Here is a 12,446-nt window from a genome sequence, read left to right as displayed (position 1 = left end):
ACCCTTCTTATTTCAGTCCACGGTTCTTCAGAGTGGTGTTAAGCAGCAGCAGGTAAGTCTTGTACTGCTTCTCGTTCAGGATGTAGTGCATATAGCGAACATCCTTCTTCACGGCCTGCTCAACCATAGCGTTGCGCTCGTCGGCGTGGGCATAAGCTGCCAGCATCATGTCGTTGCAGAAAGCGGTGTGGATGTCCTGCACGGCCTCAATCTGGTCTGAGGTGAGGTCGAGTGCGACGGCCAACTTTCTCATATTGACTGTCATATCGTAGGCCTCTACACTCTTCACTGCGCTGTTGTTCTCGTTCTCAGCAAATGACATAGTCATCGTGAACATGGCAACTACCATCAAAACAATCTTTTTCATACTCTTTTTTCCTTTCTTTTCTTTACTCAGGGCCTGCAATGGTTGAATTTGTTTGTTATCCTTTTATTAATGTTACTTTTTTCTTTTTACCTTTCAAAGGCCCCTACCTTAATTATTATTAGTTTGTGTTATCCTTGTCGCCAGGAATTTTTTAGCGTTTGTTGCGGCTTTTTGTTCCTTTTGACGATGCAAAGGTACGGCGATTTTTTCATCCGACAATGGATTTTTGGCAATTGTGTGCGCAAACAGCCTCTTTTGTTGACCAAAATCAACGAATCATATCCCTAAGGCATCTTTTTTTGAGAAAAAGCGTCTATTGCGCCTTGTGCAGTAGGCGGAATGACGTTAATCTTTCCATCCTTGTCATAGCTCATAGGCTCAGCAATAATGCTGCGGCTATAGCTGGTGCCATCGGGCAGACCACCATTATGGCTAAAGAAGAGCCACTGGTCCTTGAAGCTGACGATGGCGGGATGGGTGGTGTTGGAGTTGCCTGCTATCTCGCTGATGATGCCCATGGGGGTGTAGGGGCCACCGATATGGTCGGCAACGGCGTATGCAATCTTCTCGGGCCACTCACTGGCATAGGTCAGGTAATACTTACCTTTATATTTGTGCATCCACGGGGCCTCGGTGAAGCGAGGCACGTCAATCTGATGGATATCGCCATCAATCTCAATCATGTTGTCCTTCAACTTGGCGTAGTAGCACTCCTTATTGCCCCATATAATATAAGGTGTACCGTCATCGTCAATGAGGATGGCTGGGTCGATGCATGCCCAGTTGTGTTTCGAGGCAAAGCAGTCCTTGTTGGTGAGCAGGGGTTTTCCGAGTGCATCCTTGTATGGACCAGTAATCTTGTCGCTGACAGCCACGCCGATGCCACACCAGTTGGTGGAGACGTACCAGTAGTAGCGACCATCCTTGCCACGGGCCACATGTCCTGCGTAGGCTTGCTTACTGTCGGCCCACTTGAAATCGTCGATACGCAGGGGCGAGGGATATTCCGTCCAATGCTTCATATCAGTAGTAGAATAGAGCAGCCAGTCTTTCATCACATAGCCCGACTGGTTGCCTGCGGCATCATGCCCAGCAAAGAGCCAGAGGGTGTCGCCCTCCACCAATACGGCGGGGTCAGCAGTATGTTTGTCGCGGATTATGGGGTTGCCGTTGCTCTCGAACTCATGCTTCAGCACATAGCCCCATTTCTGCTGCAGGCGCTCCAGCTCGTCGGCAGTCACCGACATCACCGTACCATGACGGGGAAAGAAGTCCTTGCGGAACGACTCCGGCTCCTTGGTAAACGTCTTCAGGTCCTTCGACCGCTGGAACTCGTAGCGGCCAGAGCTATAGAGGTCGTACATGAGAATATATTCCTCTCCACATTTAAATACGCCACTACCTTCCACATGCGTCCTCGTACCAGCATAGGCATCGATATACTCGAAGTCTTCCTTATATGGTCCTGTCAACTTCTTAGACGTTGCCTGTTGGATGCCGTTCTTGAATTCCTTGCCGTTAGCATCCTTCGTGTTGCCTTTATAGAAAAGGTGGTACACACCGTCCTTGTAGATGATGTCGTTGTCTATCGAGCCATACTTCGCCTCAAACAGCACCTTCGGCTCGCTCTCGAAAGCCGTGAAGTCCTTGTTGGCATAGGCATAGTAGGTGATGAGCGTCTTGCGGTCGTTGCGCTGCAGGGTAAAGTAAATCATATACTTCCGGGCCTTGCGGTCGTAGATGGTCTGCGGCGCCCACACCCAGTAGGCATCGCCGAAATGCTCGCTCCAGTCCTTCGAGAGGTTAATCTTCGCGTGCGTCCAATTAATGAGGTCTTTCGACTTCAGCAGCACGATGCCAGGATTAGACCCCCACCCCTGTTTCGGGTCGAACACATGCATGTCCGTTGCCACGATATAGTAGCAACCGTCCTCACCTCTTAGGATATGCGGGTCGCGGATGCCGCCACTCTCGCTGATGCTGTCAGAAGCTATTATCGGTCTGTTCTCGTTCAGCGCATACCAGTTCTGTGCGTCCTCGCTCACCGCGAAATGCAACTGTTCCATCAGGTTCGTGTCACCACTGCCCTCAAAATAGGCAAAGAGGTAGCCAGACATTTCTTGTGCTGAAGCCTGTAAGCTAACCACCACTGCCAATACAGAAAAAACGATTCGTTTCATATTATTTCTCTACAAACGTATTAAAGGAATGGGCAGCAAGATTTATGTTCAGATATTTCTTGCCAAGCTGGATGCTGAGGGGCTTTGCCTCGTTGTTGGTATTGCCGCAGATGACAACACGTTTGCCGTCAGGACGCTGGAAGACGATGGCCTGCAGACCGTCTTTTATCGGATAGAAGGCAAGGAGGGTGCTGCCAGGCTCCACGAAATGCGAGAAGTGCTTATAGGCGTAGTACTCAGGAGTATAGCGATAGGTAGCCCCCTCCCGACCTCCCCCTGTAGGGGAGGTGATTACCTGCACGAGGGCATTCTGCTTCCAGCCCCAAGCGCTGCGACCCTGATCGCAAAGTATGAAATTCCAGTTGTAATATTCGTCGCAGCCACGACCGATGTACTCATGCAGCAGGTAGAAGGTGTGCTCGCCAGCACGCCAGTCCATCTGACCGTTGCCGCACTCGCTCTCGCTGCTAATCATGTGAAGGTTGGGGTGCATTTCGCGCATATAGTCAAGGTTCTCGCGACCTTCCCATTGGAAGCCCAATCCCTCAATTAATTGAGAATTGAGAATTGAGAGTTGAGCGCTCGACCTCTGGTCGCTTGCTACCGAAGGGACGCAAGAATTGGCTGGCGCAGTGAGTGCGCTGACAATTTTTTCAACGTAATCTTGGCGGTTGGTATTGAACGTGCCTACATAGAGCTTCACCTCGGGGTGCTTCTCTTTCAGCGTAGGTGCCAGATAGTCCTTATTGAACTTGATGGTTCCTTCTGCCGTCCATGCACAGCCCGGATAAGGCGTATAGCTGTAGGCCTCGTTCTGGTACATCACCATGTCGATGGGAATGTTTTCCTCAGCATAGAGCTCAATGAACTTGCAGAACATGTTGGCGTAGGCCTGCAGGTAACGTGGATCTTGGATGAAGTAGTTCTGTGAGGCCAGTTTCTTAGGGAACAGTCCCTGGCGCTCTCCCAAGAACTGCATCTCGTTGGGGTCTGGCTGTCCGCCATCATCAAAGAGCAGATAGTCTTTCTCCTTCGGCTGTGTGTTATATGGCGAGCTGGCCACACAATAGTCCTGATTTATTTTCATCCACGAGGGCGGACTCCAAGGCGACACCCAGAAAGTCATGGCAGGCTGCCACTTTTGCGCCATCTTGATAAGCTGGATGACGTTTGCCTTGTCGTGCTCGATATTGAAGTACTTCAGTGCGAAGTCGCCTGCCACCGTGTCGCACGAGTACCAAGCCCTACTGTAGTCGTTGGCATTCATCGTCAGTCGTCCACGGGTAAAACGCAGATCTCCGTCAGGCGCGAAGATATCATGCATTATCTTCTCTTGCTCCTCCTTCGTCAACAGACGGATAGCATCAAGGTCGAGCTCGTTGAAACAAGTGCCCCAAGCCCTGAAGGGCTTTGAGTGAAGAGTGAAGAGTGAAGAGTGAAGAATTGGCTGCGCCTTCGCTTTTGAGGCGAGCGAAACCTTGCCTTTCGTTTGCCACGGCTGCTGCTCCGTGGTGGTGTACTGTGTGAATGTCTGGGCCGAGGCCTCCAAGCCCACGGCCATCAAGAATAGAGTTGTCAGTTTCTTCATTGCCTTAAGTTTTTGTTTCAGATTTGTGCTGCAAAGATACAACAAAATCTTCACATTTTCTTTCTATCAACAGCAAAACTGTGACACAAATCTTCAATTCCCGATTAAAAACACAAATAAAAACGTCATCAATGCCAGCCACCAGGACCGCCAGGATTGCCACCCATGCCGTTGCCTCCGCTATAGGACGAGAGGATGACGCTGGTGCCACCGCTGACGGTGCCGCCAGTGATGGCGAGACCACCGAAGTATGAGGTGCCGCTGCTGACGCTGACGCCCGACAGGAGTGTGGGCTGTGAGGCGCCGCTGACTACGAGACCGGAACCGCCACTCGAAGGGGTCTTAAACGAGAAGGTGCTGCCGTCGATGGTCATCGCATACCATGTGTTACTGCTCCACGACGAGGCCTGATAGCAGGACTGCGTCAGACTGCTGCCACTTTCCAGTCCACCCACGGCAACGATGGTACCGCCTGTGAGGTAGAGCTTGTAGCCGCCCTCTGTATTGGCATCAATGGCCACCTCAGGAGAGCCGGAGCAGATGGCATAGACGGTGCCACCCTTGATATAGCAGTTGCCGTTAGCATCCAGTCCGTCATTGTTCTGTCCCTGGGCATAGACATAGCCACCGCTGATGGTCATATTACTCTTCGAGTTGATGGCATCGTCGTAGGCATACGAGGCCACCTCACCACCAGTGATGCTTAGTTCCTTCTTCGTCTCGATGCCCTCGCCATTGGTACCGCTGGTGCGCACCCAGATACGGCCTCCGCTAACGGTGATATTACCATCGACCTTGATGCCCTTGGGCGACGAGGTGTCATTGTTGCTCTTGTACTGTCCGCCCGTGGTGACGATATACACACTACCGCCATTAAACGTGGCTTCCATATCCACATTGATGCCCTTGCCGCCTGAGCCTGTGCTCTTCAGCCACAGCTCGCCGCCATTCATGGTCAACGTAGAGTCAGCCTTGATGCCTGCCCCACCCTTGGCCTCATTATCGTCAGTGTCATAGGTGCCGTCGCCTGTGTTTATCACGGTGGTACGTCCGCCGTTGACAACAATATGACTCTCGCAGTTGATGCCCTTGGCCGCCGCAGCCGAGACCTCCACGTTCAGGATGCCGCCGTTGATGTAGATGCCGTCGTTGGCCTTGATGCCGTGGTTGGCGGTGGACTTCACATAGATGTTGCAGCCCTTGCTGAAGGCGATATAGTCGGCCGAATGGATGCCGTTATTGCTATTGCCCGTGACACTCAGCGCACCGCTGCCGTTGAACAGCAGCTTGCCCTTGCAGTAGAGTGCGCCCTTCTGCGATCCGCCTGTGCCGTCGGCCAGGGTGTTAGTGGTGCCATCGGCCAGGATGATGAAGGCCCGCTTGCCACTCAGCAGGTTCAGCGCTGCCGAGTCGGGGTTGGTGATGCTCACGCCACTGAGTTTCACGGCATATTTCTTGTCGCCAAGGATGGTCAGCGAACCGTTGGTCGTCGTGCCGCTCACCACGTAGCACACCTTCTTCTCAGAGCCATGATTCGCCGTTACGTGACCACCGTTGACCGTCACCTCCACGCCGTTCTCCGTCTTTGCCACAGGATTAGACATGTCGATGCTAACCTCTGTCGAGAAGTCATTATTCGCCAGATCGTCCTCCTCGTCGGGGAAAGAAGCCGTAGCAATGTCCGCAGGCTCTGCCGTTGTCTTGTCTATGGCGACGTCAAACGAGGTCAGCTCGCCCGTGGTGGCCGAATTTCCATTACTCATGTTACCGCCGTTGTTCCACTCATTGTTATTGTAATATTCCTGGAACGGGTCATCCGATGTGCAGCATGTCATTGCTACCACAGAAGCTATAAGCATCGCAAAAACCAAAGTCTTCTTCATAATTATCTGTTTTAGTATATCATGCAGCAAAGGTAATATAATAAAACCTATTTTCCAAATAAAATCAGCGAACTGGCCATTATGTTCAGTAAATCTGATCAGTTTTTCGTCAAAAAGGTGATTCGTTTTCATACTTTTTTGTATCTTTGCAGCGAAAATCTATTTTCACGAGATGAGATCATACAAATTAATAAACCAAATTATGAAGAAACTTTTATTTACCATTGCAGCTATGACAGCTATGACAACTGTATCAGCTCAGAAATTATTGGTGCTCTATTATTCAGAGACGGGCACGACGAAGGCCGTTGCCGAGGAACTGCAGAAGCAGACAGGTGCAGACATCGAGAGCATCGAGGCCGTAGAGCCATACTCAGGCAATTTCCAGGAAACCATTCAACGCGGACAGCGTGAGATGCAGAGCGGTGAGTACCCCGCACTGAAAGCGCTCACAAAGAAGATTGCCGACTACGACATTATCTTCCTGGGCTATCCCATCTGGTTTGGCACCTACGCCAATCCTATCGTCACGCTGGTGAAGGAGAACGACTTTGCCGGTAAGAAGATCGTACCCTTCTGCACCTTCGGTAGTGGTGGTCTGAACACATCGAGCGACGCCCTGCGCAAGGCCCTGCCCAAAGCTACCATTTGCGAGGGTTATGGTGTTCGTACGGCCCGTGTAGCCTCAGCAGCAAAGGAACTCGACCGTTTCCTGAAGGAGAACGGTTATAAGAAAGGTAAGGTACAGAAACTGCCCGACTACTCTGCCCAGCAGCCTGTGACCGATGCAGAGCGTAAAATCTTCGATGAAGCCTGCTCCAGCTATCAGTTCCCCTTGGGCACACCCCAGACGGTAGGCAAGCGCATCACACCTGATGGCACCGACTATAAATTCACCGTCACGGGTCGTGGCATGGATGGCCAAGAGTCTACCTCGATCATCTATGTCATCGTAGGTAGTGCTCCCGACGCCAAGCCCGAGTTTACGCAGGTGGTTCGCTAAGTCTGTCAGAGACAGCCTCTGGCTGTTCGACGAAATAAGGAGAAAACACATAAAAGTAGAAGATTTCCGAGGTTTTTGCAATAATCTCGGAAATTTTTGTTACCTTTGTGGCCAAAAATAAAACCCCTTATCATAACCAGAAATAAAATGGACAATAAGCAAAGCAAGTACATCTCAGTAAGTTATCAACTTTATTCCATCGACGCCAACGGCGAGAAACAGCTGGAGGAACAGACGGAACAGGAGCGCCCCTTCCGCTTTATCACGGGCTTCGGATTCTCGCTCGACACCTTTGAGCAGCGTATGATAGAGTTGCCACAGGGCGAGAAGTTCGACTTCACGCTGACGCCCGACGAGGCCTTCGGCGACTACGACGAGGAGGGTGTGCACAAGATGAAGCGCGAGATGTTCTACATAGACGGCAGGTTCGACAGCGATCATATCTTCGAGGGTGCCGTCATCACGCTGACAGACAACGAGGACAAGCGGTTCCTGGCTCGTGTCATCGCCATGGACAACGAGGCTGTGACACTCGACACCAACCACCCGTTGGCAGGCAAGACCCTGCAGTTTAAGGGTGAGGTGCTGGAAAACCGCGACGCCACGAAAGAGGAGATTCAGCACCTGCTGAACCAAATGAGTCACGAGTGTGGTGGTTGCGGCGGTCACTGTGGTGACTGCGGAGGAGACTGCGGCAACGGCGAATGCGGTTGCCATTAAAGGTGAAAGGTGAAAGGTGAAAGGTGATGAAGAATACGTTTGGACATCTGTTTACGCTAACCACGTTTGGTGAGAGCCACGGTGCTGCCATCGGTGGCGTGGTTGACGGTATGCCGGCAGGCATTGAGGTGGATATGGAGTTCATCCAGAGTGAGCTGAACCGCCGCAGACCGGGCCAGAGCAAGATTACCACGTCAAGACAGGAAGCCGACGAGGTGGAACTGCTGAGTGGTGTGTTTGAAGGCAAGACGACGGGCTGTCCCATCGGCTTCATCGTACGCAACCAGAACCAGCACTCGCAGGACTACGAGAACCTGCGTACACTTTTCCGTCCCTCACATGCTGATTTCACCTACTATAATAAATATGGTACGCGCGACCATCGCGGTGGTGGCCGTTCTTCAGCTCGCATCACCATCAGTCGTGTGGTGGGTGGTGCGCTGGCTAAGTTGGTGCTGCGACAGATGGGCATCAGCATTCAGGCCTATACCTCACAGGTGGGCGACATCGCCCTGGACCGTGATTACAAGCGTTACGACCTGAACCTGACAGAGACCAACAGCGTACGCTGTCCCGACCCCGCCAAGGCCGAGGAGATGGAGCGCCTGATAGAACAGGTGAAGGCCGAAGGCGACACCATCGGTGGTGTCATCACCTGCGTCATCAAAGGCTGTCCCATAGGTTTGGGCGAGCCGGAGTTCGACAAGCTGCACGCCCAATTGGGTAGTGCGATGTTGAGCATCAACGCAGTGAAGGGCTTTGAATATGGCGAGGGCTTCGCCGGCGTCAGCCTACGCGGATCGGAACAAAATGACGTATTCTTGAGTGAAGAGTTCTTTGCGGAGCAAAGCGGCAAAGCCGAGCGAAGAGTTAAGAGTGAAGAATTTCCTACCGAATCAGGGGCTGGCGCAGAAGGAGTGGCGGCAGCAAACTCTAAACTCTACACTCTAAACTCTAAACTAAAAACCGCCACTAACCACAGCGGCGGCATTCAAGGCGGTATCAGCAACGGACAGGACATCTATTTCCGTGTGGCTTTCAAGCCAGTGGCTACCCTACTCCGTCCTCAGGAAACGGTTGATTTGGAAGGCAACGCCACCACCTTTACAGCCCGCGGACGTCATGACCCCTGCGTCCTGCCAAGAGCGGTACCTGTAGTAGAGGCGATGGCTGCAATGGTGATTTTAGATGCCTTTTTATGTCATCAAGCCTACCAAAATAGGTAGTTTTTCAAGAAAAATACAAAAAATATGAGAAAACTCTTTGCGGAATAAAAATTTTGTTTTATCTTTGCAGATGCAATCGTGGGCTTGTGAAAGTCTAAATTGTTTTAGTTAAGTCTAGTTTAGTTTTTGTGTTGGTTAAGGGCTACCGATTGGTAGCCCTTATTTATTAGTCCCTGATGTAAATCTTCTTCGACACCTTTTGTCCGTCTTCAGAGCGTGTTATCATCAAATAAACACCTCTTGTAGGCGATGTGACCCTTTCACCTGACAAGGTATAAAATGCCCGACTGACAGGTTGCTGGTCTTTCAGGTTGGTGATATTGTCTGTATCGTCGGCCACCTTCAGCATACCTTTCGTATAGAGTTCGGAGGTGTCCCAACGCTGACCTTCACCAGGTGTAGCAGGAATAATCTCGGCGAAAGTACCAGTAACAGTACCCGTGAACACCTTGATAGTCGTACCAGCAGTACGCTGCACAGCCGCCATCTTATCGTTGAGTTTCAGGATGGCACCGTTTTGGAGCTTCAGTCCACCATTGAATGTCAGTCCCTTTTCTGTAGCCAGCGTGTCGCCCACCTGCAGGATGCCACCATTCTGAATGGTGACGGCACCTTTGAGAGCGCCCCTACCAGCCAGCGTAGCACCAGTGCGCACGGTGACAGCACCAGTACCAGTGTGGCTGCCATTGACAATGAGTCGGCCCTTGCCCACCACAGTCGTTCCGCTATAGACGTTAGCACCCGTCAGTCGCCAGTCGCCCGAGCCCTGCTTCTCAATATTCGTGGTGCCGGCATGAGAGTTCTTCTGGTCGTAATCGTTGATAACACCACGGAAGGTCTCGTCAGTATTAGCGCCACCAACAACCCATGTGCCCTTGCCTGCCGTCTTCACGTCGAAGCCAGCGAGGAAGGTAGAAGCATCGCCTGAGAGGCCGCCAAGGTAATACGTCGAGTTAGTCTTAGCACCATGAACAGCGGCATTGCCCTTGAGTTGCAGGGTAGCGTTCTTGATGCCCGTGCCATTACGTACGGCAAACTGGCTGGAGCCAGCATTACCCGTACCTTTGACGATAAGTCGGCCAGTGAAGCTGTCCCAGTTGCCCTCGATATACTCACGGACATAATGGACATTCCACGTCAGCGTACCCTTACCAGACACCTTACATTTATTAGAGTTCCAGAGGTCGAAATCGACGGTACCATTAGAACCCTCGGGCACCTCGATGGGGAAGTTATAAGTGATGTTACCCTCGTTCTTGCCTACAGTAGTAAAGGTGCCACCAAGAACAACGAGTTTCGAGGCAGAACCTATGCCAGCCTCGGAGATCTCACGTTTGTTGAGCTTTAACGTACCGCCCTTCATCACGACGTCGCCGTTAAACGTAAAGAAGTTGGGAGTGTTGACACCTACGGTACCCTCACCATCGATGATGAGGTCGCCGCTACCCTCGATGCTGCCGTTCATCGTGACCACAGCACTCTTGTTAGCCACAGCAAAGGTGGTGGCATCATAGAGACGAGCAGAACGGTTGGTGGCCGTAGAGGTGCCGGTATAGCGATAGGTACCGCCGTCCATCACCCAGTTCTGTGCAAACTCCTGACTCATGCCCAGGCCGCTGGCCTCCTCGCCATTCTTCAGCGACGAGAACTCATAGATGCCGCCATGTAATACGGTAGCACCCTCATAATGCTGGCCGCTGGCGATGGTCAGCGTACCCTCGCCACCTTTATTCATGGAGGCAGAACCGCTGATATAGCCTGTGCCGTCGATGGTGACATGGGCATCGCTACGCACCACCACGGCAGTCTTTGGCGTTGGCTCTGTGAGTGTAATCACCTGATCATCAGTAGGATTGATGAGCCATTCTCCCTCACCCTCCCCTGTAAAGGCGTCGATGTCGATGAGGTCGGTCTGCTCAGGACGCGTCTTCACGGTAAGCTCTGGCGTATAGGCCGATTTCTGGTCGCCCTTGTAGGCACAGACGCGAACCACATAGGTCGAGGCTGGCTGTAAGGGGTGTTGAGAATTCAGAATTGAGAATTGAGAATTGGCCGTACGGCCTACCTCCATGAACTGTCCGTCCTGCTTGATCTCTACGATAAAGCCATCCTCATCCTCGGTATAGTCGGCCCATGCGAGGGTCAGACTGTTAGGCGTCGAGGCGGTAAGCTCCAGCAACAAGGGAGCACGCAGGAAGAACTCACGGTTAGCCTTGGTGATGCTGTTGATATAGTTCTCGATATTGGCATAGCCATTGTCGGCTATAGTCATCGCGTCGTTGGCGTTCTTGTTGGTGCCATTAGCCTCCTCCCACCAGTCGGGCATGCCGTCATTATCGGTATCTGTAGGCTTGGTGCCTGCAAACATCGTCCACTGGGTGGGCACGCCGATAGGCAACTCGTTCTCGTTGGTGATGAGCTTACCTTTCTTGCCAAACGAGAGCACCTCTTCAACCATATAGCAGTCGGCCAGGTCGCGATAAGGCAACGAGGCCCCCACCTCAGGAATCAGCTTATCCACAAGGTCGCGAGCAGACCATTTCTCCAAAGCGGGATAGTCATAGGGCGAAGACTGTCTGTCGCCACCACCATTACCTGTAAACTCCGTGGGATTCAGGATGCCGTCGCGATTGGCGTCCTGCCAGTTGTCTGCGCCATAGAAATGGAACTTCGCATTACCGCCGTCCAGACAGTTGCCACCGCCATCGGGCCCGTTGACAAAGAGGTTCGACTCGATGTTGGCGAATGACTCGCCCTCGCTGTCGCCACCCATGTTATAGGCGTAGTTCTTCCAGTTATAAACCAGGTTGTTGACATACTGGTTCACGCCCTTCACCTTGAAATTACGGGTGGAATTGTCGACCAGCAGGATGCGATAGAGCGAGATATTCTCGCCCTGCATCAGTCCGCCGGCACTGTGCGTCATCAGACCCTGTCCCACGATGCAGTTCATCAGCGTGATATTCTTGGGGGCGGTGCCTTTGTTATCCCAGTTCACGGAAAAGTTCTCGTCCTGTCCCCACGAGAAGGAGCAGTGGTCGAAGATCATGTTCTGACCATTGGCAATGCCACCAGCATCCTTATCCTTGGTACCTACAGCACCCATTCGGAAACGCATATAGCGCACAATGATATTGTCGGAACCCGAGAAGGTGACGCCGTCGCCATAGACGGTGATACCCTCGCCAGGGGCGGTCTGACCAGCCACATAGAGGTTCTTGGCAAACGACATGCGCGAGTTGATGCGGATGACGCCAGCCACATCGAACACCACGATGCGGTTAGGCTGACTCACGGCATCACGAAGGCTGCCAGTGCCAGAATCATTGAGGTTAGTCACATGATATACAGAGCCAGAACGTCCGCCAGTAGCGAAACGTCCCCAGCCCTGAGCATTTGGAAATGCGAGCTGCTGGGAAGAGGACGTCATGCTGCCCATCAACAGCATCAGACCGATTAGTAGATTAGATTTCATAGTA

8 protein-coding genes are annotated in these 12,446 nt (G+C 52.2%); 3 read left to right on the top strand and 5 right to left on the bottom strand.

Annotated features, from left to right (window positions below):
* Positions 1-7: 7 nt before the first annotated feature.
* From Q0R57_RS06210 to Q0R57_RS06195, 4 genes are all read right to left on the bottom strand, one after another.
* Positions 8-367 carry a hypothetical protein gene (locus Q0R57_RS06210; RefSeq protein WP_294744777.1) on the bottom strand — a complete coding sequence of 120 codons (360 nt, stop codon included), beginning with the start codon at positions 365-367 and terminating at the stop codon, positions 8-10.
* Between the two features lie 284 nt (positions 368-651).
* Positions 652-2,547 (bottom strand): family 43 glycosylhydrolase, encoded by a 1,896-nt coding sequence (locus tag Q0R57_RS06205; protein ID WP_294744774.1) that lies wholly within the window; start codon positions 2,545-2,547, stop codon positions 652-654.
* A 1-nt stretch (position 2,548) separates the two neighbouring features.
* On the bottom strand, positions 2,549-4,135 hold the full coding sequence (locus Q0R57_RS06200) for a glycoside hydrolase family 30 protein (protein ID WP_294744771.1): 1,587 nt from the start codon (positions 4,133-4,135) through the stop codon (positions 2,549-2,551).
* Between the two features lie 128 nt (positions 4,136-4,263).
* Positions 4,264-6,018, bottom strand: coding sequence for a carbohydrate-binding domain-containing protein (locus Q0R57_RS06195; RefSeq protein ID WP_294744768.1), 1,755 nt, complete (start codon positions 6,016-6,018; stop codon positions 4,264-4,266).
* Between the two features lie 202 nt (positions 6,019-6,220).
* Here Q0R57_RS06195 and Q0R57_RS06190 point away from each other — a divergent pair, with 202 nt between their 5' ends.
* The 3 genes from Q0R57_RS06190 to aroC all read left to right on the top strand — a co-directional run bounded on the left by Q0R57_RS06190 (position 6,221) and on the right by aroC (position 8,967).
* Positions 6,221-7,021, top strand: a complete 801-nt coding sequence (locus tag Q0R57_RS06190) for a flavodoxin (protein WP_294744765.1) — start codon at positions 6,221-6,223, stop codon at positions 7,019-7,021.
* A gap of 147 nt (positions 7,022-7,168) precedes the next feature.
* Positions 7,169-7,741, top strand: a complete 573-nt coding sequence (locus Q0R57_RS06185) for an FKBP-type peptidyl-prolyl cis-trans isomerase (protein WP_294744761.1) — start codon at positions 7,169-7,171, stop codon at positions 7,739-7,741.
* Between the two features lie 26 nt (positions 7,742-7,767).
* Positions 7,768-8,967 carry a chorismate synthase gene (gene aroC, locus Q0R57_RS06180; RefSeq protein ID WP_294744758.1) on the top strand — a complete coding sequence of 400 codons (1,200 nt, stop codon included), beginning with the start codon at positions 7,768-7,770 and terminating at the stop codon, positions 8,965-8,967.
* 166 nt (positions 8,968-9,133) lie between these two features.
* On the opposite strand, the gene Q0R57_RS06175 is transcribed toward aroC, so the two are convergent.
* Complete coding sequence (locus Q0R57_RS06175) at positions 9,134-12,442, bottom strand: autotransporter-associated beta strand repeat-containing protein (protein WP_294744755.1); 3,309 nt, start codon at positions 12,440-12,442, stop codon at positions 9,134-9,136.
* Positions 12,443-12,446: the final 4 nt, after the last annotated feature.

This window comes from uncultured Prevotella sp. (genome assembly GCF_946407605.1).
Lineage (GTDB): Bacteria > Bacteroidota > Bacteroidia > Bacteroidales > Bacteroidaceae > Prevotella.
This window is presented reverse-complemented; position numbering and strand designations above follow the sequence as displayed.

Bases quoted from the DNA above. Each gene is read 5' to 3' on its own strand.
- Q0R57_RS06175 (WP_294744755.1), bottom strand. From the start codon at position 12,442: ATGAAATCTAATCTACTAATCGGTCTGATGCTGTTGATGGGCAGCATG.
- Q0R57_RS06190 (WP_294744765.1), top strand. From the start codon at position 6,221: ATGAAGAAACTTTTATTTACCATTGCAGCTATGACAGCTATGACAACT.
- Q0R57_RS06185 (WP_294744761.1), top strand. From the start codon at position 7,169: ATGGACAATAAGCAAAGCAAGTACATCTCAGTAAGTTATCAACTTTAT.
- Q0R57_RS06200 (WP_294744771.1), bottom strand. From the start codon at position 4,135: ATGAAGAAACTGACAACTCTATTCTTGATGGCCGTGGGCTTGGAGGCC.
- Q0R57_RS06195 (WP_294744768.1), bottom strand. From the start codon at position 6,018: ATGAAGAAGACTTTGGTTTTTGCGATGCTTATAGCTTCTGTGGTAGCA.
- Q0R57_RS06205 (WP_294744774.1), bottom strand. From the start codon at position 2,547: ATGAAACGAATCGTTTTTTCTGTATTGGCAGTGGTGGTTAGCTTACAG.
- Q0R57_RS06210 (WP_294744777.1), bottom strand. From the start codon at position 367: ATGAAAAAGATTGTTTTGATGGTAGTTGCCATGTTCACGATGACTATG.
- aroC (WP_294744758.1), top strand. From the start codon at position 7,768: ATGAAGAATACGTTTGGACATCTGTTTACGCTAACCACGTTTGGTGAG.